The 20,668-nt window shown below is 67.3% G+C and carries 17 protein-coding genes; 10 read left to right on the forward strand and 7 right to left on the reverse strand.

Going from position 1 to position 20,668, the window contains the following annotated elements; genetic code table 11:
• Position 1: 1 nt before the first annotated feature.
• Positions 2 to 1,123, reverse strand: coding sequence for a homogentisate 1,2-dioxygenase (locus tag Q2100_RS00095; protein ID WP_302912314.1), 1,122 nt, complete (start codon positions 1,121 to 1,123; stop codon positions 2 to 4).
• A 149-nt stretch (positions 1,124 to 1,272) separates the two neighbouring features.
• Between Q2100_RS00095 and Q2100_RS00100 the strand changes: the two genes are divergently transcribed.
• From Q2100_RS00100 to Q2100_RS00110, 3 genes are all read left to right on the forward strand, one after another.
• Positions 1,273 to 1,752 (forward strand): SRPBCC family protein, encoded by a 480-nt coding sequence (locus Q2100_RS00100; protein ID WP_302912315.1) that lies wholly within the window; start codon positions 1,273 to 1,275, stop codon positions 1,750 to 1,752.
• A 325-nt stretch (positions 1,753 to 2,077) separates the two neighbouring features.
• A complete protein-coding gene (locus tag Q2100_RS00105) occupies positions 2,078 to 3,052 on the forward strand; it encodes an esterase family protein (protein ID WP_302912316.1) in 975 nt (324 codons plus the stop codon).
• A 66-nt stretch (positions 3,053 to 3,118) separates the two neighbouring features.
• A complete protein-coding gene (locus Q2100_RS00110; protein WP_264012222.1) occupies positions 3,119 to 4,117 on the forward strand; it encodes an acrylyl-CoA reductase family protein in 999 nt (332 codons plus the stop codon).
• Between the two features lie 10 nt (positions 4,118 to 4,127).
• Here the strand turns inward: Q2100_RS00110 and Q2100_RS00115 are convergent, their stop codons facing one another.
• Positions 4,128 to 5,342 carry an acyl-CoA dehydrogenase family protein gene (locus Q2100_RS00115; protein WP_264012221.1) on the reverse strand — a complete coding sequence of 405 codons (1,215 nt, stop codon included), beginning with the start codon at positions 5,340 to 5,342 and terminating at the stop codon, positions 4,128 to 4,130.
• Positions 5,343 to 5,376: 34 nt separating this feature from the next.
• Positions 5,377 to 6,777, reverse strand: coding sequence for an acyl-CoA dehydrogenase family protein (locus Q2100_RS00120; RefSeq protein ID WP_302912317.1), 1,401 nt, complete (start codon positions 6,775 to 6,777; stop codon positions 5,377 to 5,379).
• A gap of 324 nt (positions 6,778 to 7,101) precedes the next feature.
• On the opposite strand from Q2100_RS00120, the gene Q2100_RS00125 reads away from it, so the two are divergent.
• Positions 7,102 to 8,367 carry a cytochrome P450 gene (locus Q2100_RS00125; protein ID WP_302912318.1) on the forward strand — a complete coding sequence of 422 codons (1,266 nt, stop codon included), beginning with the start codon at positions 7,102 to 7,104 and terminating at the stop codon, positions 8,365 to 8,367.
• A 201-nt stretch (positions 8,368 to 8,568) separates the two neighbouring features.
• Positions 8,569 to 9,429, forward strand: coding sequence for a Coq4 family protein (locus Q2100_RS00130; protein WP_302912319.1), 861 nt, complete (start codon positions 8,569 to 8,571; stop codon positions 9,427 to 9,429).
• Positions 9,430 to 9,447: 18 nt separating this feature from the next.
• Here the strand turns inward: Q2100_RS00130 and Q2100_RS00135 are convergent, their stop codons facing one another.
• The 3 genes from Q2100_RS00135 to Q2100_RS00145 all read right to left on the reverse strand — a co-directional run bounded on the left by Q2100_RS00135 (position 9,448) and on the right by Q2100_RS00145 (position 14,410).
• Complete coding sequence (locus tag Q2100_RS00135; protein WP_302912320.1) at positions 9,448 to 10,866, reverse strand: wax ester/triacylglycerol synthase family O-acyltransferase; 1,419 nt, start codon at positions 10,864 to 10,866, stop codon at positions 9,448 to 9,450.
• 97 nt (positions 10,867 to 10,963) lie between these two features.
• Complete coding sequence (locus Q2100_RS00140; protein WP_302912321.1) at positions 10,964 to 13,156, reverse strand: MMPL family transporter; 2,193 nt, start codon at positions 13,154 to 13,156, stop codon at positions 10,964 to 10,966.
• A 48-nt stretch (positions 13,157 to 13,204) separates the two neighbouring features.
• The gene (locus Q2100_RS00145) at positions 13,205 to 14,410 is read right to left on the reverse strand and encodes a cytochrome P450 (RefSeq protein WP_302912322.1); all 1,206 of its coding nucleotides are present in this window, start codon (positions 14,408 to 14,410) and stop codon (positions 13,205 to 13,207) included.
• A gap of 243 nt (positions 14,411 to 14,653) precedes the next feature.
• Between Q2100_RS00145 and Q2100_RS00150 the strand changes: the two genes are divergently transcribed.
• Positions 14,654 to 15,652, forward strand: a complete 999-nt coding sequence (locus Q2100_RS00150; protein ID WP_302912323.1) for an NAD-dependent epimerase/dehydratase family protein — start codon at positions 14,654 to 14,656, stop codon at positions 15,650 to 15,652.
• Positions 15,653 to 15,664: 12 nt separating this feature from the next.
• Here Q2100_RS00150 and Q2100_RS00155 read toward each other — a convergent pair whose 3' ends face one another.
• Positions 15,665 to 16,120: a nitroreductase/quinone reductase family protein gene (locus Q2100_RS00155; RefSeq protein ID WP_302912324.1), complete on the reverse strand. Its 456-nt coding sequence runs from the start codon at positions 16,118 to 16,120 to the stop codon at positions 15,665 to 15,667.
• 113 nt (positions 16,121 to 16,233) lie between these two features.
• Here Q2100_RS00155 and Q2100_RS00160 point away from each other — a divergent pair, with 113 nt between their 5' ends.
• The 4 genes from Q2100_RS00160 to Q2100_RS00175 all read left to right on the forward strand — a co-directional run bounded on the left by Q2100_RS00160 (position 16,234) and on the right by Q2100_RS00175 (position 20,652).
• Positions 16,234 to 17,982: an MOSC and FAD-binding oxidoreductase domain-containing protein gene (locus tag Q2100_RS00160; RefSeq protein ID WP_302912325.1), complete on the forward strand. Its 1,749-nt coding sequence runs from the start codon at positions 16,234 to 16,236 to the stop codon at positions 17,980 to 17,982.
• 199 nt (positions 17,983 to 18,181) lie between these two features.
• The gene (locus Q2100_RS00165; RefSeq protein ID WP_302912326.1) at positions 18,182 to 19,549 is read left to right on the forward strand and encodes an aromatic ring-hydroxylating oxygenase subunit alpha; all 1,368 of its coding nucleotides are present in this window, start codon (positions 18,182 to 18,184) and stop codon (positions 19,547 to 19,549) included.
• Positions 19,546 to 20,010 (forward strand): hypothetical protein, encoded by a 465-nt coding sequence (locus Q2100_RS00170; RefSeq protein WP_302912327.1) that lies wholly within the window; start codon positions 19,546 to 19,548, stop codon positions 20,008 to 20,010. The genes Q2100_RS00165 and Q2100_RS00170 overlap by 4 nt, the downstream gene beginning before the upstream one ends.
• Before the next feature lie 39 nt (positions 20,011 to 20,049).
• A complete protein-coding gene (locus tag Q2100_RS00175) occupies positions 20,050 to 20,652 on the forward strand; it encodes a carboxymuconolactone decarboxylase family protein (RefSeq protein ID WP_302912328.1) in 603 nt (200 codons plus the stop codon).
• The last annotated feature ends 16 nt before the right edge of the window (positions 20,653 to 20,668 follow it).

Below are 20,668 nucleotides of genomic sequence, written 5' to 3' on the forward strand. Positions count from 1 at the left end.
GTCAGTGCTGTCCGAGGTCGTTGGCGAGGATCTCGGCCGACGGGACGAGCCTGCGCCTGGTGTCGACGGCGATCACCGACCAGTCGACCCGGCTGTACTCGTCGAACTTCCGCCTCGCCCGTTCGCGTGCCTTCTCCGGTGCGCCGTGATGGACGCCCTGCGGTGCGTGGGAGATCAGTCCGGGCGGCATCGGGATGCCGTAGAGCGAGCCGCTGTGGAAGAACGCGATCTCGTCGAAGTCGACGTTGCGGTGATACCAGGGGGTGCGTTCGGTGCCCGGCACGGATTCGGCGGGTTTGGGCAGGAAGTTCATCACGTAGACGCCGGTCGCCTGCATGAACAGGTGCACCGTCGGCGGCAGGTGCACGCTGTCGGAGGTGATGACGTTGTAGTCGGCGATGTTGAAGGTGAAGGGGAAGTTGTCACCCCGCCATCCCTCGACGTCCAGCGGATGGTGCCGGTAGTACAGGCTGGTCGGTCCGCCCTCGTGGTAGAGCCGGACTTCGTACTCACCGTCGGTATGCGGGCCGACACCGTCGTCGATCGGTGCCGGTTCGGGAACGACGATCATGGACGGGTCGAACGGGAAGTGCCTGCCCAGCGAGCCGGCCGGCGGTACCCGGAAATCGTCGGTGGACTGGATCATCAGCCACATGGACTCGGCAGGGCCGTCCGGCGTGTGATCAGGGATCTGGCGCCAGCTGCACGCCTTGGGGATGTACACCCAGTCGCCTTCGCGGTAGCGCAGCGGCCCGAATTCGGTTTCGAGCAACCCGCTTCCCTTGTGGACGAACGACAACAGGTCGCCGTCGATGTAGCGGGCGAAGAAGGGCATCTCCTCGGTGCGCCGGGACAGCAGCACCTGGCAGTCGGGGTTCGAGAACATCAGCAGCGGCGCCCCGGCGGCGTCGGTCGCGTCGGACGGCTTGAGTTGGTCGCCGAGGACGTCGAGGGGACGCAGTGGACCCGCGGCGCGGAACGCGGTGGGGTCGTTGCGCCGGTACAGATTGGCAGTGCGTCCGGTGAACCCGCCACGACCGAGCTCGTCGTCCTTCTGGCCGTCGAGGTCCGCGTGCGGGCGCCGCGGTGTCTTGCCTCTGTGCAGGTGGACGAACGATTCCATCAGCGGCTCCGATGACGTGGTGGCGGTCGAGGACGGTGAAACTGAAACTGACGTTACTTTTATCTCAGACGCCTCGCAAGGGTCTGCGATGAGTCTGGCGTGCGGCCGGGGTCGGTTCTGCTGACATCCGCCGAGAAAGGGCCACCGCCATGCCGAACGACGTCATCACCGCCACCACGACCGTCGACGCCTCCGCCGACACCGTGTTCGCCATCCTCGCGGACCCCGCGCAGCATGCCGCGATCGACGGCACCGGGTGGGTGCGCGAGTCGCTCGACGGCCGCACGCTGACCGAGGCGGGCCAGATCTTCCGGATCGCGATGTTCCATGGCAACCACCCCGACGGTCATTACGAAATGGCGAACAAGGTGGTGCACTTCGACCGCCCGCACGCGATCGCCTGGGAGCCCGGCCAGCGGCCCGCCAACGGCGGGGACATCGAGTTCGGCGGCTGGATCTGGCGCTATGACCTGACGGCCGAGGATCCGGCTCGAACTCGTGTCATGCTCACCTACGACTGGTCGGGTGTGGGATCGGCTCTGCGCGAGCACATCGAGTTCCCGCCGTTCGCGATCGAGCACCTGCACAACTCGCTCGACCACCTCGCCGAACTGGCGCGCCGCGGATGATCGGGCGGCTCACGGCCGCAGCAGGCTCAGTTTGTCCTGGTAGAACACGTGTGGGCGGCTCTCCCGGCAGCCGGGCGGCGTCGCGTCCGGGACCTCGTGACGCGGTCTGACCGACTTGACGGGGTTTTCTCAGCTTGACCCTCATGTTTTACTTCAGGCGCGACAACTGAATCTCTCGGTCCGTTCTGCTGCCGTTTTTCACGATCAGCCCGGGCGGGCGCGCGACAGCGCAGTGAAGAAACTGCTGCGGTGCCGTATTTGCGATCTGTGATCGCGCGGTATTGGCGAATGACGCGGTAACCGGTAGATGGATGGACTCCTCTCTATGACCTTCGTTGACAAGATTCGTAACCGTTGGGCCCGCCGCTTCGCGGTGGTCGCCGCCGTCGCGGCACTCCTCCCCGGCGTGATCGGCTTCACGGGCGGCTCGGCGATCGCCGGGGCGTTCTCCCGCCCTGGCCTGCCGGTCGAGTACCTGATGGTTCCGTCCCCTTCGATGGGCCGCGACATCAAGGTGCAGTTCCAGAGTGGTGGCGCGGGATCGCCCATCGTCTACCTGCTGGACGGTCTGCGCGCCCGCGAGGACTTCAACGGCTGGGACATCGAGACCCAGGCGTTCGAGTGGTACCTCGACTCGGGTCTGTCGCTCGTGCTCCCGGTCGGTGGACAGTCGAGCTTCTACACCGACTGGTACCAGCCGGCGTGCGGCAAGGTCGGCTGCCAGACCTACAAGTGGGAGACCTTCCTGACCTCCGAGCTGCCGAACTGGTTGGCGGCCAACCGTGACGTCAAGTCCACCGGCAGCGCCGCGGTCGGTCTCTCCATGGCCGGATCCGCCTCGCTGATCCTGTCGGCCTACCACCCGCAGCAGTTCATCTATGCGGCCTCGCTGTCGGGCTTCCTGAACCTGTCCGAGGGGTCGTGGCCGTTCCTGGTCGGTCTGGCAATGGGCGACGCCGGCGGCTACAAGTCCGAACCGATGTGGGGCCCGGGCGGCAGCGAGGCGTGGCGGCGCAACGACCCGACGGTCAACATCGACAGGATCGTCGCCAACGGCACCCGCATCTGGGTCTACTGCGGCAACGGCAAGCCCGGTGAGCTGGGCGGCGGCGGCCTGCCGCAGGAATTCCTGGAGGGCCTGACGCTGAAGAGCAACATCAGTTTCCAGGAGCGCTACATCGCGGCGGGCGGCCAGAACGGCGTGTTCAACTTCCCGCCGAGCGGCACCCACACCTGGATGTACTGGGGCCAGCAGCTGCAGCAGATGAAGCCCGACCTGCAGCGCGTGCTTCTCGGCTGACCCGACGTACGAAACCCCCGCCACGCATCGCGCGTGGCGGGGGTTTCGCGTCTCTACGATGGCGTCATGACCGCAGTCAACGCTCTGGTGGCGCACCAGGACTCCGACGGATCGATCGCCCTGAACCCGGAGGTGGTCGACGAGAGCTTCCTGCCCGACGGTGAGGTGACCATCGCCGTCGAATACTCCGGTGTGAACTACAAGGACGCACTGGCCATCACCCCCAAGGGTGGCGTGGCCCGGTCGTACCCGCTGATCCCGGGCATCGACGCCGCCGGGACCGTGGTCGCCAGCTCGGCCGACGGTTTCGCGCCCGGTGACCGGGTGGTTGCGCACGGCTACGACATCGGCACCGGCCGACACGGCGGCTACGCCGACCGGGCCCGCTACCCCGCCGACTACCTGGTCAAGCTCGATGCGCTCAGCACGGCCGAGGCTGCGGCGATCGGCACCGCAGGCTTCACCGCCGCGATGAGCGTTGACGTGTTGCGCGTCAACGGCATCCGTCCGCAGGACGGGCCGATCCTGGTGACGGGCGCCACAGGAGGCGTCGGCAGTGTCAGCGTCGACCTGCTGGCCGGGCTGGGTTACGAGGTGATCGCCTCGACGGGCAAGGCCGATGCCCACGACTTCCTGATGGAGCTGGGCGCCTACCAGGTGATCGGCCGGCTGCCGGCCGAGGGCGAGAAGCTCCGCCCGCTGGGCAAGTCCAGCTATGCCGCCGTCGTCGACAGTGTCGGCGGGGACACCCTGGCGTATGCGCTCAGCGTCCTGAACTACGGCGGCGTGGCGGCGGTGTCGGGCCTCGCCCGGTCACCGGAGCTTCCGACCACGGTTCTGCCGTTCATCCTCCGCGGCGTCACCCTGGCGGGGATCGACTCGGTACAGCTGCCGATCGAGCGGCGTCGCGAACTCTGGCGGGCGATCGAGGGCGACCTCAAGCCGGCCCACCTCGACGCCATCACCAGCGACGTGTCGATCCTCGACGCGCCGCACACCCTGCGCACCATCGTCGGCGGCGGCGTCACCGGGCGCACCCGGGTCGCGGTCGCCGGCGGCTTCTGACCGTCCGGGACTACTTGAGCTCGGCGGAGGACAGCCCGAGCAGCCGGCGCGCGACGACCAGCTGCTGGATCTGCTGGGTGCCCTCGAAGATGTCGAGGATCTTGCTGTCGCGGGCCCACTTCTCCAGCAGTGTCTCCTCGGAATAGCCCGTGGTGCCCGCCATCTCGACGGCCTTGAGGGTGACGTCGCTGGCCACCCGGGCGGACTTGGCCTTGCCCATCGACGCCTCTTTCGAGTTCGGGATGGCGTTGTCGGCCTGCCACGCCGATCGCACGGTCAGCAGGTAGCCGGCCTCCCAGTCGGCCTCCATCCGCAGGAACTCGGCGGCGGCGGCGCTCTGTGCGTGCGCGGGCTTGTCGTAAGAGATCTCGATCCCGGCGTCGGTGAGGATCTTGCGCAGATCCTCCAGCGCGGCGCGGGCGATTCCGACGGCCATCGCGGCCACGATCGGCCGGGTGTTGTCGAAGGTCTCCATCACCCCCGCGAACCCCTTGTCGACGTGGATCTCGGGGTCCCCGAGCAGGTTCTCCTTCGGCACCCGGGCGTTCTCGAAGCGGATCGCCGCGGTGTCGGAGGCCTTGATGCCGAGCTTGTGCTCGAGGCGCTCGACAGTGACACCCGGATGCTCACGCGGGACGATGAACGACTTGATCGCCGCCCGGCCCAGTGACTTGTCCAGGGTCGCCCACACCACGATGTGGGTGGCGCGGGAACCCGCGGTGACATAGATCTTCTCGCCGTTGATCACGTACTCGTCGCCGTCGAGCACCGCGGTGGTGGTCACCGCCGCCGAGTCCGATCCGAAGCCGGGCTCGGTGATCGCCATCGCGGCCCAGACGTCCTTGCCCAGCTTCTCCAGCTGGTCGGGCGAGGCCACCGAGGAAATGGCGGCGTTACCCAGGCCCTGACGTGGCACCGACAGCAGCAACGCCACATCGCCCCAGCTGACCTCCAGCGCGTTCACCAGCGCGGACATGTTCCCGCCGTTGACGTTCTGCTTGGGGCCACCGCTCGAATCGCGGAACGCCTCGGCGCCGGCGAAGGAGATGGTGTTCGCCTCGGAGATGCCCTCGAACAGGTCGGCGAGGGTGTCCAGCTCCACCGGGTAGGCGTGCTCGGCGAGATCGTACTTGCGCGAGATCGGCCGCAGCATCTCGGCGGCGCCCTCGTGGGCCATGTCGATGACGGCCTGCAACTTCTTCGGCATTTCCAGATTGATTGCCATGACTGGGTTTCCGTTCCTGGTCTCTAGGTTGCCGTTACAGGACGACGACGCCCTCGGCGACGCCGAGCGCACGAAGGTCGCGGTACCAGCGTTCCACCGGATGTTCCTTGGTGAATCCGTGACCGCCCAGCAGCTGGACGCCGTCGAGGCCGATCTGCATGCCCTTGTCGGTGCCGAACTTCTTGGCCAGTGCCGCCTCACGGGCGAAGGACAGGCCCTGTTCCGCGCGCGCGGCGCCGCGCCAGGTGATGAGCCGTAGCCCGTCGAGTTCGATGGCGATGTTCGCGCACATGAATGCCACCGACTGCCGGTGCGCGATCGGCTCGCCGAAGGCCTCACGTTCCTTGATGTAGGGCACGACGTAGTCGAGCACGGCGTGCGATGTGCCGACGGCCAGTGCGGCCCAGCCCAATCGGGCCAGAGCGATGGCCTCCGAGTAGTCCGCATCGGTGGCCTGGTCCTCGCCGAGACGGTTGCCAAGGGGGACCGCGACGTTGTCGAGTTCGACACGGCCGAGCGCGGCGGCGCGGATGCCCATGCTCGGGTCCGCCTTGACCGTGAGCCCCTCGGAGGCCGACTCGACGATGAAGAGGGCGGGCTTGCCGTTGAGTTGAGCGCCGATGACGAACAGTTCGGCGTCGGCCGCGGCAGGCACCAGGGACTTCACTCCGTTCAGCCGGTAGCCGCTCGGGGTGCGCACCGCCGTGGTCCGCAAGGCGGTCGGGTCGAACAGCGCATGCGGTTCGGCGATCGCGACACACGCCTGCGGCACGTTCTCGCCGGCGAACTCCTTGAGGTAGGTGGCCTGCTGGTCGGCGCTGCCCCAGTGGGTCAGTGCGGACGCGACTCCGCCGGGGGCCAGGATCGGCAGCGCCAGTCCCATGTCGCCGTATGCGAGGGCTTCGGCGACGAGCGCGTTGGTGACGGTGCCGCGGTGCTCGGCGATGCCGTCGAAATCCTCGGGCACGTTGACGGCGGTGATGCCGAGTTCAGCGGCCTTGGCGATGAGATCCGCCGGGTACGCCGCGGCGGCGTCGGCGTCGTGCGCGGCCGGGCGGAGAATCTCCTCGGCGAACTCCGCCACGGTCTCGACGATCATCTTCTGGTCGTCGTCGGGCGTGAGGTCGAAGTAATCCGCGCCGCTCGGCTTCAGTCGCGTCGGCGGCTTACCGAGACCCTGCACCCGGTTGAACTGGCGGGTGGAGGCGCCGAGTGCCGAGAACGCCGTCCGCACGCCGTAGCGCAGGCCGCGATTGAGCGGATCGCGCAGCCCGTGCCGGTCCAGGAACTCCTGGCCGACGAGGGGCGTGACCAGGGCCAACCCGACCGAGGTCGCCGTCCGCTTGGGGCGTTGCAGGCCGACGGCGCTCTCACGTCCGGAGCGCCGTGGACGCTTCGGCTCTGAGCCGTTCTTGGACGGCAGGGTGTTGGTCATACGACAGCCTCACTTCGTCGGGCGGTACCTGCGACCGTATCTTACTCCAGAGTAAGGTACGCCCGTTCTGTCGTGAACGTCACAGCAGGGCCCGGCGCCGGAACCGTGCAGGGAGGCGCTTTGTTGACTGGGGTCATCGAAAACTAGAAGCGCGGCGGTGGACGGCCGAATCACGCTGGAGCAGCAACTCGGACTGTGACGACAGGTTCCGCGATGGCTATACCAATGACTATAGTCAGTGAAAACGGGCCGTAGCTCTGTCGTCCTTGCCGGGAGACGGCGAGGGCGGTGGGGCACGGCCGGACAGAGGTAGGAGTTGCAAACGTGCCGAAGCCGCCGGAATCGCATGCCGCCGACTGGGATCTTCGGCACGACGACTTCCAGGACGACGGGTTCCTCTACGACGTGTACGCCGTCATGCGCCGCAACGGCCCCTTCGCCCACACCGACACGCCGTTCCTCGCGCCGTCGCCGGGCGGCGCCTGGGTCGCCGTGCGTTACCGGGAGTGTCATCAGATTCTGCAGGACTGGGAACACTTCTCGAGCAATCCGACTCCGGAGGGCGCCGAGCATCTCGCCGGCGACCTCGTCATCACCCTCGATCCGCCACGGCAGCAGAAGTTCCGCCGGGTTCTGAACCCCTACTTCTCACCGGCGCGGATGAAGGCGCTCAGCCCACAGATCCGCGCCGAGACCGACCTGCTGATCGACGAGTTCATCGAGGCGGGGGAGGGCGACCTGGCGCAGATCGCCTGGCGGCAGCCCGGGATCGTCTTCTTCAAGTACCTACTCGGCATGCCCGTCGACGATGTCCCACTGTGTCTGCAACTGGCCGACCGCGCCTTGAACGGTGTGACCGAGCAGGATCGGATGACGGCGTGGGGTGGTCTCTATCAGCACATCCACGACGCGGTGTCGCTGCGCACCACCCAGACACCGCGGGACGACATGATCGACGTCCTCCTCAGCGCCGAGATCGACGGCGAGAGATTGCGTTTCGAGGACGTCGTCTCCAACGCGATGCTGCTGGTGCAGGCCGGGCTTGAGACGACGGCGAACGCAATGTCATTCGCTTTCCATCACCTCGCTACGCATCACGGAGATCGCGATCGCCTGATCGGCGAACCCGACCTGATGCCGATGGCCATCGAGGAGTTCCTCCGATTCGCCGGCTCCATCCACGGCATCCCGCGGACCGTCGCCAAGGAAGTCGAAGTCAGCGGGCACACGTTCCATCCTGGAGAGTCGGTCGTGGTCAACTACGCGTCAGCCAATCGTGACGACGACGCCTTCCCGGAGCCGGACCGCTGCCTGCTGGATCGCACAGCGAACCGGCACCTCGGCTTCGGCGCGGGTGTGCACCGTTGTCTGGGCTCCAACCTCGCGCGGCTGGAGTTCCGCATCGGCGTCGAGCAGGCGTTGCGGCGGATGCCCGAACTCTCGCTCGCTCCCGGCGAGGCAGCCGACTTCCACGGGAACTCGATCACCCGCGGATACCGCCGCATCCCGGTGGTGTTCACCCCGGGCGAGCGGTCCACCGACGCACCTGCCGAAGCCGGTCCGGCCGCGACCGCGGCGCTGTGGGCGTAGGCCGTCGTCGGTCTCACGGTAGCCCCTGCCGTAAGCGTTGTGGTGAATCCGCTCGTCCCCGCATCGTTCAGGCCGGAAAATCGCGAATTGACCAGTGTGGCTATTAATTACGCGCAGGCTTCCGCGCGGGCAAAACCTTGGCGGGGGAGTGGTCACCGCTGTAGGGTCGGTGAACATCGCAAATCCGGGGAGGGACGTTTGATGTCGTCGACCGAGGCCGCTGCGCGCGCTGACGAGTATTCGAATCCCGACGGGATCGTGCCGGACCAGAAGAGCTGGCTGACAGTCCTGAAGTGCTGGCGCGGCTTCATCCTGACCGGTCATCACATCGACCAGGTCTACGTCGCCTACCTCGCCATGGAGGCGGCTCAGTATGCGCGGTCGTACTACCAGGTGCGCTCGCACCCCACCGGCCGGAGCCTTCTGCGGGACAAGCCCGACCTGCTTGCGGTGCTGCGCGACGACGACTACCTGGCATCGCTGCCACCCGGAACTGTCGGTCACGCATACCGCACCTTCCTCCGGTCAAACCGGCTCGACGCCGGGGTGTTCCAGGAGAACAAGGTGATTCGTCCGCTCGCCGAGAAGTACAACTGGTCCGAGGACTTCTACTACCTCATGGTGCGGACCACCGCCCTGCACGACATCCACCACGTTCTCGGCGGTTACGGGCCGGACATGGCCGGCGAGGTCGCCACCATCGGGTTGCACTGCGGGCAAATGGAACCCGCGGGCCCGCTGAAGAAGCTCGGCTATCTGATGGCCATCACCATCCCCGGCGCGTCGATGCGACACAAGGTGCGCGTCTACCGGGAGGCACTCGAGCGGGGAAGCCGCGCCGACCTCATCGTGGCGGCACCGTGGGAGGAACTGCTCGACAAGCCTCTCGACGAGGTGCGGGCGCAGCTGGGGATCGCGCCCGCCGAGGAGGCTCATCCGAACGGTTGGTGGTTCACGAAGTGGACCCCGATCGGGATGCCCAAGCCGACGCGATGGGACTACGACGAGATCCTCGCCGAGGCGCGCGCCGGCTCGGTGCCGAGCGCCTCCGTTTCCGCCTGACGCCGAAGACCGCGCGGTCTAAGAGCTCTTCGCAGTGAGTTCGTCGGCAGCAGAGAGCAATTCGGCGAGCGCCGCCGGGAGGCCGTCAGCCAGCTCCCAGACGTCGGGCAGCAGGTCGGCGCACGCCACCAGTCCCACGTCGAAGTGTCCGTAGTAGGTGCCCACCGAGACGTTCAGGCCGACTCCGTTCAGGACCGGTCCGAGCGGATAGATCCGGCGCACCGTCGCCCCAAGCAGGTAGGACTGCTCCAGCGCGCCGATGACGTTGGACAGCGACAGGTTGAACCACGGCCGGCGGCCGCTGAGCCCCGAGCGGGCGTACAGCCACGTCACCGCACCCATGAGGCCCGGGGCGCACTCGGCCCAGTCCCGCACCAGCGTGCCGACGATGTCGGCACTGGCCTCTTTGGCGCGCGCAGTCGCCGCGGCGACCGCCAGCAGCCGCTGCACCGGGTCCTCCACGTGGGTGTGCAGGCTGGAGAACATCACCGACATGTTGTTGCCGCCCGACAGGTCCGACTCGTCGACGACCCCGATGGGGATCATCGCGACCAGCGCCTCCTCCGGGAGCGCCTCGCGATTCACCAGATAGCGACGGATCGCACCCGACACCACCGCGAGCACCACGTCGTTGACCTTCACTCCGAACGCGTTCTTCACAGCCTTGACGTCATCGAGGCTCAGCCCGGTGTACGCGACGGCGCGGCGCGTGGTGATGTCGCCGTTGAACGGCGTTCGCGGCGCGCTGAGGACGCCGGTGGTGCCGCGACCGGTGGCGGTCCGGCGGACCACCTTGACCAGTGCCGTCGCACTCGCCGGGAGCACCGCCGTGAAGAAGTGCCGGACGCGACGGCCGATGCGCGCCAGGCCGTCCCGGGCGATCGCCGTGCGGCTCGGGGGAGCCGCACCCGGCACCGGGGCGGGCGGCGAGGGATCGGGATCGGTGCCGAGCAGCCGGGAGAACAGATCGCGACTACCGGAACCGTCCAGCATGCTGTGGTGGATCATCGTCAGCACGGCGATGCGCCCGTCCGTGCCGAAGGCCGAGTCCGAGAGGCCCTCGATCATCCACATCTCCCACAGCGGCCTCGTGCGGTCGAGCGGCACGGCGACGAGCCGTGACACCAGTTCCGACAACTCGTGCCGTCCGCCGGACGCCGGCAGTTCGACGCGGTGCAGGTGCCGGTCGACGTCGAAGTCGCGGTCCTGCACCCACAATGGGTTGCCCAGGTCCGTTCGGCGGTCGGAGAGCATCGTCCGGAACTCGGGCACCGCTCCGATGTGCCCGAGCAGATCTTCGCGGAAGGTCTCGAAGCGGTATCCGCACGGCATGGTCGACGTGTCGAGCTCCAGGATCACCGAGATCGTCATGGGCTCGGCGGCGGTCTCCAGTCGCAAGAGGCTGGTGTCGAAACCGCTGAGTCGTTGAATGGTCACGTCGACACCCCCGGATCACCGTGAAGAACAAGATTCTGCCGATACGAGAACGGCACTCTCATGAAATCTACCGCAGCCGGCGGTGAACCGGTAGGCATCACCCGCTCCTGGACAGTCGGTCGTCGGCGCCGATGAGTCTCGTGTGCAGACGCGCCAATGGTGCTGGCGCCCACCAGTTCCACCGACCCAGGAGCACCATCACCGACGGCAGCAGCACCGATCTGATCACCGTCGCGTCCACCAGCACCGCGACCGTCAGTCCCAGTCCGAAGAAGCGCAGCATCGCCACCTTCGACGCGATCAGGCCGGCGAACGTGATCGCCATGATCAACGCCGCGGCGGTGACGATCCGCCCGGTGCTCGCCAGCCCCAGCGCCACCGACTCGGTGTTCGCGGCGTCCGTACGGTCGGAGGCCAACCAGAACTCCCGGATCCGGGAGATCAGGAACACCTCGTAGTCCATCGAGAGACCGAAGGTGATGCAGAACATCAGCACCGGCATGTTCGCCTGCAGCGTCCCCGTAGCCGTCGTTCCGAGGCCGCCCAGGTGTCCGTCCTGGAAGATCCATACCATCGCTCCGAAGGTTGCCGTCAGCGACAACACATTGAGCACCAACGCCTTCAGCGGTATGACCAGGCTGCCGCTGAGGGCGAACAGCAGCACGAACATCACCACCGCGATGAGCGCCAGCATAAGCGGCAATTTCGACTCGATCGACTGCACCGCATCGTGGTTGGACTGCTCGGCGCCGGTGAACAGCACGCCGGCGCCGGCCGGTTTCGGCACGGCCCGCAGCTCCTCGAGCACCGCCTTCGATTCGGGGGAGTACGGCGACGCCGCCGAACTGACGGTGATCAGCGCGACGTCTGCACGCTCGACGGCCGACTTCAGAGGAGGCGCCACCGGTGCCCCGCGTGCATAGATCGCCCTCGGCGCGGAAACCGTTGCCACGCCCGGCACCCGGGACAGCTCGGCGGCATAGGCGTCGAGCAGTCCGGCGTCGACGCCGTCGACGCCGGTGATCACGATCGCGGTCGCCGCCCCGGCCTCCTGCGTGAAGTCGGCGCGAATCCGATCGCCGACTTGTCGCGCCTCGGTCGACGTCGGCAGGATGCGATCGTCGGGAAAACCGAATTCGACGCCGAGAAACGGTAAGCCGACGAGGATCAACGGGATCACCGTCACGGCGGCAGCCGTTCTCGGCCGGCGCATCACCGCGAGCGCCCAGGAATACCAGCGGCTCTCGGTGAGCGGGCCGCGTCGGCCGGCCTTACCGATCCGGCCTGCGGTCAACAGGATCGCCGCGGGCGCCAGCACCAGTGCGGCCACCGCCGCGAGCGCCACCACCGAGACCGCCCCGTAGGCGAACGACCTCAGGAAACTCATGGGGAAAGCGGCCATCGTCGCCAACCCGAGCGCCACGGTGACCGCGGAGAAGACGACCGTACGGCCCGCGGTGCGCAGGGTCCGCCGGACGGCTTCGGGTGGCTCGAGCCCGGACGCGATCTCCTCCCGGTAGCGGCTCACGAGGAGCAGCGAGTAGTCGATCGCGAGGGCGAGTCCCAGTGCCACCGCGAGATTCATGGCGAAGATCGACACCTCGGTGATCTCGGCCAGTCCGCGGAGCACGGCAGTCGTTCCGACGATCGCGAACGCCCCCACCGCGAGCGGGATCAGTGCGGCGATCGCACCACCGAAAACCCAGATCAACACCAGGAAGCTCAGCGGCAGCACGATCGCCTCGCTGAGCGTCAGGTCGCTGCGGCTCTGTTCGGCGATCTGCGCGGACACGGCGCCCGGTCCGCCCACCGAGACCGTGATCCCGGCGCCGAGATCCCCGGCGAACCGCTCCTGCACGGCCGGTGCGTTGGCGAGTCCCTCGCTCTCGTCTCCGTCGAGGAACGCGACGAGCAGCGCCGAACGGCCGTCCCGGCTGACGAGGCCGGCCGCGACGGGATCGGGCACCTCGAAGGGGGAGTTCACCCGCGCCACCTCGTCGGCCCGCCGCAGGTCGGCGACCACATCGTCGATCACCGCCCGTGCCTGCGGCGCTGAGACCGGTCCCGGTGCTTCGACGAGGAGGTAGAGCGGGACGTAACCCTGGCCGAGGTCGTCGACGAGTATCCGGTTGGCACGGCTGGATTCCGCACCGGGATCACTGAATCCGACGACCGACAGCATCGAGCCGACCGGTGCGCCGAGGACGCCGGCGAACGCCATCACCATGACGGCCACCGCGAGCACACGTCTGGGTGCGGCGATGACCGCCCGGGCTATGGCGTCGAGCATCCAGTCCTTTCCGCGTGCGGTCGCAGTGCGATGAACATCAGCGGGCGGTCAGCGGTGTACCGCGACCGGCAGATGCGACCATCCCGACATGTTCGGTGAGCTGATCCGTCTGGCCTCGTCCCAGAGCACGTCGTAGCGGGGCATGAAGTCGAGCAGATGGTCGAGTGCGATCGCGGTCTCCATCCGGGCGAGGGCGGCTCCCAGACAGATGTGCACCCCGAATCCGAGTCCGAGTTGCTGAGCCTCGGAGTGATCGCGGTCGATGTCGAAGGTGTCGGGATCGGTGAACGCCCTCGGATCGCGGTTCGCCGAGGCGCCGCAGAGCAGCACGGGTTTGCCCGCCGGAATGGTCACCCCGTGCAGGGTGATGTCCCGCAGCGTGCGCCGGATGTTGTGCTGCACGGGCCCCTCGTATCTGAGCACCTCTTCCACGGCCGATCCGATCCTGCTCCGGTCCTCGACGAGCATGCGCCACTGATCCGGATGATCGGCGAACACCGCGACGGCGTTGCCCACCAGCTTGGTCACCGTCTCCGCGCCTGCCCCGCCCAACAGCGTGGCGAAGCCGGCGATCTCCAGGTCGTCCAAACTGCTCAGCTCGCCGTTGTCCCTCTCGACCTCGGCGGCGATCAGTGTGCCGATCATGTCGTCCCGGTGCGGTTCTGCACGCCGCTGCTGCACCAGGTTGAAGTAGAACATCGCTACGTTCACGAATCCGGCCATGCTCGTCTCGGTGCGCTCGAGTTGCCCCGGGTCATGGTGCAGCGCCTCGTCTATCCAGTGCCGCACCTGTTGGCTGAACTGTTCGGGCACACCGGTGATCCTGGTGATCACCTCGACCGGGAACAGTGCCGCGAAGTCCTGCACCACGTCGAATCGGCGGGGATCCGCAGCGCCGAGATGTTTGCGGACAAGGTCGGTCACCGTCGAGCGCTGATGTCGTACGGCATTCGGCGTGAACGCCTTGGCGAGCAGGCCGCGCATCCGCCGGTGTTCGGGTGGGTCCATGAAGAGGATGGAACTGGGCGGTGGCTCGCCGGATTTCACCATCGCCAGGTCGATGCCTCCCGTCGACGAGAACGTCCGGAAGTCGCGGTACGCCGCCGCGACGTCGCTGTGCCTGGTGAGGGCGTAGAAGTCGTGCTCGGCGTTGTAGTAGACCGGCGCCTCGTCGCGCAGCCGCCGGTAGACGCTGTGCGGATCGGCGAAGTACTCGGCCGAGAACGGATCGAAGATGACGTCCGGCTGAGCCATCGAGGTTCCCTTCCGTAGACCGGATCGAGCGGCGACCGGACGACCGCACTGCCCCCGCGGCGCCATCGCATCGATTCGCATCGGCAGCCTACGTGAGCCAATCAATTGACGGACAAGCACATTCGGTGATCGCGATTCCGCTTCGAAGCGAGGTGTCATCATGGTCGGTGTGACGGCGACCCGTGTGCTCCGGTGTGCCGCGGGCTTCCCGCATCGCCTCGACGACACCTACCGGCGCGGCTGATGCTCTGCCTGGTCACCGGCGGCACCGGCTTCGTCGGGTCGCACACCGTGCGCGCGCTGCGCGCGGATGGACACGATGTGCGACTGCTTGTCCGTGACTGTGCGAAGGCCGAACGCGTCTACGGCACAGGACGTCTGGGTGAAGTGATCGTCGGCGATGTGACGGATCCGGCCGCCGTGGACACGGCGCTGAGCGGCGTCGACGCCGTCGTGCACTGTGCGGCCGTCGTCGCGACGGACGTGTCCCCGCGAACCCACCGGGGCCGCGAGATGCACACCGTGAACGTGCGCTCGACCGAACTGGTGATCGGGGGAGCGGTGCACCGGGGTATTGACGCGATTGTGTATTTGTCCAGTCAGACAGCGTTGTTCACGCCGGGAGCGCCGATCGACGCGCGATCCGAACCCGCAGTGGCGCGCGGCGCCTATGCCCGGTCGAAGGCCGCGGGTGACAGCTACGTGCGGGCGCTGCAGGATGACGGCGCGCCCGTCACCACCCTGTATCCGCCCGGCGTCATCGGTCCGGACGACCCGGGTCTGTCCGAGGGCAACCGCGCGGTCCGGGGGTTCGTGTCCCAACTCGTGCCCGACACCACATCGGGTTACGAGGTCATCGACGTCCGGGACCTGGCCGCACTCATCAGCGCCTCTGCCTTCGATGGCCGCCCCGGACGCCGCGTCGTCAACGGCCACTTCCTGCGCTGGTGCGAACTCATCGCACTCTTCGACGACCTCACCGGACGCCGCGTCCGGCGAATGCGCCTCAACGGCGCCTTCCTGCGGGCACTCGGGCGCGCCGCCGACCGGGTGCCTCTGCACCTGCCGCTGTCGGCGGAGACGATGGAACTCGCGACGGCATGGCCGGCCACCTCCGCTCCGGGCACCGGGTCGCCTGGCCCCGCGCTTCGAGACGTGAGAAGCAGTTACGCCGATACGATCCGCTGGTTGCACCGAACCGGCCGCATCACCCGTCGGCAGGCAGGTGCGCTCGCCTCGTGAACACGTTGCCTGTCAGCCGTTCTCCGCGGACGTCAATCTGAGGATCGGAATCCGTCGACCGATGAGCGCCGTCCTGGCCCGGTAGTCGGCGTATCCGCCGTAGTACCGCTCGGCCACGGCGAAGAGGCGGTGGTACTCCGCCTCATCGGTGACCTCACGGGCGGTGAAGGGCTGTCCGCCGAGCGTGCAGCGCGGGTGTGCGACGAGATTCCGGTACCAGGCCGGGTCGCGCTCGCCGCCGAAATTCGAGGCGATGGCGATGACGTCGTCGCCGTCGTGGAAGTAGGCGATCTGCACCGTCCGTCGCAGCCCGGTCCTGGCGCCCGTCGTCGTCAGCGGCGCGGACGGCACGCTGAACATCCCCGAATTCAGCCGTCCCCGCGACGCCCGGCTCAGCCAGACATCCGTCCGCGCCGCGACGTGCAGGGCGAACAGCTGCCCTGCGGGGGACCGGCCGAACCGAACCATAAGACGAATCGGCCGTGTCGCCGGGCGGCCCGGATCGATGTACTTCAGCCCCACCGGCCGATGTTAACGGCGTTGCCCTGACGAGGAGCGGTCGATGGTCGAGAGTGGTCGGTATGGCGACGTTGATGTCGGTGAACGTCGGTCTACCCAGGAATGTCGCCTGGAACGACCGAACCGTGTACACCGGCGCCTGGAAGCACCCCGTCACCGGTCCGCGCATGGTCCGGCGGCTGAACGTCGACGGGGACGGCCAGGGGGACCTCGGTGGGCACGGCGGCGAGAACCGCGCCGTGCTGGTCTACCAACTGGATTCGTACCGGCACTGGGCCGAGGAGTTCGGCCGAGACGACCTCGTGCCGGGGATGCTCGGTGAGAATCTCACCGTCGACGGGCTGCCCGACGACGAGGTGTGCATCGGGGACCGCTTCGCGATCGGCGACGCGGTCTTCGAGGTCACCCAACCGCGGGTCACCTGCTACCGGGCCGGCCTGCGGATCGGCGAGCCGAGGATGGCCGCGCTGCTGGTGTCACACCGTCGCCCCGGCTTCTACTGCCGGGTGATCACCGAAGGCGAAGTCGAGGCGGGTCAGGAGATAGTCAAGGTCGGTTCCGCCCCCGAGCAGGTCACGGTCGCCGAGATCGACGCACTGCTGTACCTGCCGGGCCATCCGCGCGACGGACTGCACCGCGCGCTGCGCATCCCGGCGCTGAGCCCGGGTTGGCGGACGTCGCTGCAGAGCCTGGCCGAACAGGGCGGCGCCGCGGGCAATGTCGGCCTGACGGCCGCCGCGGGCAGCCCGCCGCCGGCATGGGCCGGCTTCCGGCCGCTGAGTGTGCGCGCCGTCCACGACGAGAGCCGCCTCGTCCGTTCCATCACGCTCGCGGATCCCGATGGTGCGTCATTACCGGAATGGCTCCCTGGCCAGGCGATCACGCTGCGTCTGCCCACCGCGGACGGCTCCGTGATCCGCAACTATTCCCTGTCGAACCGAGCCGGTTCCGGCGAGTACCGGATAAGTGTCAAGCGCGAGCCGCACGGGGTCGCGAGCAGTCACCTGCACGCACACGTCGCGACCGGCGATCTGGTCGACGTCGCCGCGCCCCGCGGAACATTCGTCCTTGCCGAGGGCGACGCCCCGGTCATCCTGCTGTCGGCCGGAGTGGGCGCCACCCCGGTGCTCTCCATGCTGCATGCGCTCGCGGACGCGCGGTCGACGCGGTCGGTCTGGTGGTTGCACGGCGCCCGAAACGGATCCGAGCATCCGTTCGCGCAGGAGAGTCGCGCGTTGCTCGAGCAGTTGCCGGGCAGCCACTCCCGGGTGTTCTTCAGCAGCCCGGCCTCCGGCGACCGGGCCGGCGTCGACTACGACGTCCACGGCCGCCTCTCAGCCGAGGCCGTTGGCCGGCTCGACCTGCCCAACGACGCCGACGCGTATCTCTGCGGGCCGGCGACCTTCATGGCGGAGCTGGGCGCCGGACTGATGACCCACGGTCTGGCTCCCGCGCGCGTTCACACCGAGACCTTCGGCGCCGCAACGTCGCTCGCTCCCGGGATCGTCGCGGCGGCCGCACGTCGTCCCCACGGGCCCGCGGGGCCGCCCGGGCCCGGCCCGGCTGTCCAATTCGCCCGCAGCGGCATCTCGGCGCCGTGGGGTCCGCCGAGTACCAGCTTGCTCGAATTCGCCGAGGCCTGCGACGTCCCGACCCGGTGGTCGTGTCGCACCGGGGTGTGCCACAACTGCGAGACGCCGCTGCTCTCCGGATCTGTCAGCTACGACCCCGAACCCCTGGAACCGCCCGCCGAGGGCAACGTCCTCATCTGCTGCGCACAACCCATTGAGCCCGTGGTGGTCGATCTGTGAACGGCGGGGCGGTGCGCGCCTCGGCATAGGTGGTACTTATATCCAGGCTTGTATTTGAGATACACAAATGTATAGTCGTGATCGTCATCACAAGCGTCGATGGTGGCCCGAGCGCGTCGGCGCCGGTTCAGGTCGCCGGCGTGCGCGTGGGAACCGGCTCGAACGAAGCCAGCGTCGACACAGCTGAGGAGCGACTGCAATGACTGCGACACACCCGACACGCCCGGGCGAATGGTTCGACACCGGGATGGGTCTGGACGACATCGATGCGGGCCACTTCCGCATGGACATCACCACCGACCGGTACACGGACCGCGATTACGTGCAGCGAGAGCACGACAACATCTGGATGCGGGTGTGGCAGGTGGCCGGTCGGGAGTCGGAACTGCCCGAGGTCGGCGACTGGAAGGAATACCGGCTACTGGAGCAGTCCTTCGTTCTGATTCGCGGACGGGATCAACGGATTCGCGGTTTCGTCAACGCGTGCCGACACCGGGGCAACATGCTCTGCAACGGCAAGGGGAACGCTAAGCGCGGAATTCTCTGCCAGTACCACCTGTGGTCTTACGACCTGGAGGGAAAGCTCAAAGGAGTTCTGCGACAGGAGGAGAACGACCTCACGGCGTTGGACAAGGAGGGGTTGGGACTGCTGCCCATCTCGGTCGAGTGCTTCGCAGGCTTCGTATTCCTCAACCCGGACCCTGATGCGGAACCGCTGTCGGACTTCCTGGGCGAAGTGGTCGACTTCCTGAGCCCCTACCACCTTGACGAGATGGACGTCGTTCTCGACGTGCGGGAAGCGCTGAACTGCAACTGGAAGGTGGTGATGGACGCTTTCGAGGAGGGCTATCACATCTCCGGCATCCACCCGGAGCTGCTGCAGGTGGTGATGATCGACCCCAGCACGACGCGGTATCACTTCTTCGACAAACACAGCGTCTCCTGCGCCCCGTTCGAGGTCGCTGGCAAGAAGTACGGCCTCGAGGAGCAGATTGAGGGCATCATGAAGCTGCCCGAGACGTTCCCGTCGGTGACGGCGTCGCTGCCGCGGTTCCAGGAGTTGGTCGCCGAGTATCGGGATGCGAACGGTGAACTGGCGTTCCCGGAGGGGGTCACACCGCGCACCGTGCTGCAGACGGCGACGCGGGAGACGCTGACCGGTATGGGCTTCGACGTCAGCGGGCTGACCGACGCGCAGATGAGTGACAACCACGGCTGGGTGCTGTTCCCCAACTTCTTCATGACCGTGCGCGCCGGTGAGGCGACGGTGATCCTCGCCCAGCCGCATGAGAGCGGCGATCCCAACAAGTGCTACTGGCACATCATCAGCGTGATGTGGCTTCCCGATGAGTACAAGGACGCGTTGAGGACCGATCACATCGAGGTCGAGGAACCAGGCAGCTTCAAGTACTTCCTGGCCCTGCAGCAGGACTACGAGCAGATGCCACGTCAGCAGATCGGCCTGCGCAACAGCCGTCTCGACCACATGTCGCTGGTCAAGGAGGAGGTGGTGATCGCCCACTATCACTCGGTGGTCGACCGCTACCTGAGCGACGCCGTCCAGTGAGCGACATCGACAGGGTCATCAGGCAGCACGAAGGTCCGTCGCGCACGGTGCTCGAGTACGGGCAGACGGTCGAGAAACTGGTGAAGGCCGCAAAAGCTCCGGGATTCGGCCCGGACGGATGGGCACCGCTGGCTGAGCTGGTGGCCACTCACGAATTCGTGCGGGTGGGCAACTTCAAGGAGGAGATGAACTGGCAGGAGTACACGTCGTTCCTCGGGAACTGGGCGGCATCGGCCGAGTGGGACTGCTCCTTCAAACGAGTCACCGAGGCGAACGGGGTCGTCTTCCTCGAATTGGAGGAGCGCAGCACTGTGGGGAACTTCCACAGTGTCGTGAACTCGATGAGTGTCTACGAATTCAGCGGCGACGGACGGATTCGCCGCATCGACGTCTACCTGCAGATGGAACTGCCCAGTTCTGAACTCCTGCAAGGGTACGACGGTGTGGAGATCGCCACGTGACGGCCAATGTGCCAGATGATCCCGCAGGCGGAAGGACGCGTGGTGCAGCCCCTGTCCGCCGACGAGTGGGGTGACGATGAATACGCCGCGTTCGGGAAGTTGCTCGGCGCGCCCGGTCATCAGGTTCCTCGGGCGGGTTCTGGTCACGCCTACGACCCGCTGAAGTTCCCCGTCGTGGGGTTGCTCGCGCGGCACCCGAAGCTGGCCGAGGCGTTCTTGACGTTCAATGCCTACCTCCTGCAGCGTGGCGAACTCAGCACCCGGTTACGTGAGTTGGTGATTCTCCGGGTCGCCTACGGCCACCGGTCGGCCTTCGAATGGGGGCAGCACGTCACGATGGCGCTCGCGGCCGGTGTCACTCCGCAGGAAATCAACCAGATCCCCAGGGGAGCAGCGGCATTCGTTGGCATCGACGGGCTCGTCCTGACCGCTGCCGACGAGCTGGTCGACGCGGGGACCGTCAGTGGGGAGACCTGGGATCTTCTCGTCGCCGACCTCGGCACCCATCAGGCGATGGAGGTGATCTTCATCGTGGGCGCCTACGTGACCACCGGCATGGCGTTCGGAACCTGGGGACTCGACTCGATACCGGGCAGCGCGGTCCTTCCTGATGCCGATGAACGACATGCCGCGTCCGGCTGAGAGGGCCGACCGCTCG

The organism is Mycolicibacterium arseniciresistens, assembly GCF_030519285.1.
Lineage (GTDB): Bacteria > Actinomycetota > Actinomycetes > Mycobacteriales > Mycobacteriaceae > Mycobacterium > Mycobacterium arseniciresistens.

What these genes read in the sequence shown, in the direction of transcription:
- Q2100_RS00095 (WP_302912314.1), bottom strand. Translation starts at nt 1,123, where the DNA reads ATGGAATCGTTCGTCCACCTGCACAGAGGCAAGACACCGCGGCGCCCG.
- Q2100_RS00100 (WP_302912315.1), top strand. Translation starts at nt 1,273, where the DNA reads ATGCCGAACGACGTCATCACCGCCACCACGACCGTCGACGCCTCCGCC.
- Q2100_RS00105 (WP_302912316.1), top strand. Translation starts at nt 2,078, where the DNA reads ATGACCTTCGTTGACAAGATTCGTAACCGTTGGGCCCGCCGCTTCGCG.
- Q2100_RS00110 (WP_264012222.1), top strand. Translation starts at nt 3,119, where the DNA reads ATGACCGCAGTCAACGCTCTGGTGGCGCACCAGGACTCCGACGGATCG.
- Q2100_RS00115 (WP_264012221.1), bottom strand. Translation starts at nt 5,342, where the DNA reads ATGGCAATCAATCTGGAAATGCCGAAGAAGTTGCAGGCCGTCATCGAC.
- Q2100_RS00120 (WP_302912317.1), bottom strand. Translation starts at nt 6,777, where the DNA reads ATGACCAACACCCTGCCGTCCAAGAACGGCTCAGAGCCGAAGCGTCCA.
- Q2100_RS00130 (WP_302912319.1), top strand. Translation starts at nt 8,569, where the DNA reads ATGTCGTCGACCGAGGCCGCTGCGCGCGCTGACGAGTATTCGAATCCC.
- Q2100_RS00140 (WP_302912321.1), bottom strand. Translation starts at nt 13,156, where the DNA reads ATGCTCGACGCCATAGCCCGGGCGGTCATCGCCGCACCCAGACGTGTG.
- Q2100_RS00145 (WP_302912322.1), bottom strand. Translation starts at nt 14,410, where the DNA reads ATGGCTCAGCCGGACGTCATCTTCGATCCGTTCTCGGCCGAGTACTTC.
- Q2100_RS00150 (WP_302912323.1), top strand. Translation starts at nt 14,654, where the DNA reads ATGCTCTGCCTGGTCACCGGCGGCACCGGCTTCGTCGGGTCGCACACC.
- Q2100_RS00155 (WP_302912324.1), bottom strand. Translation starts at nt 16,120, where the DNA reads ATGGTTCGGTTCGGCCGGTCCCCCGCAGGGCAGCTGTTCGCCCTGCAC.
- Q2100_RS00160 (WP_302912325.1), top strand. Translation starts at nt 16,234, where the DNA reads ATGGCGACGTTGATGTCGGTGAACGTCGGTCTACCCAGGAATGTCGCC.
- Q2100_RS00165 (WP_302912326.1), top strand. Translation starts at nt 18,182, where the DNA reads ATGACTGCGACACACCCGACACGCCCGGGCGAATGGTTCGACACCGGG.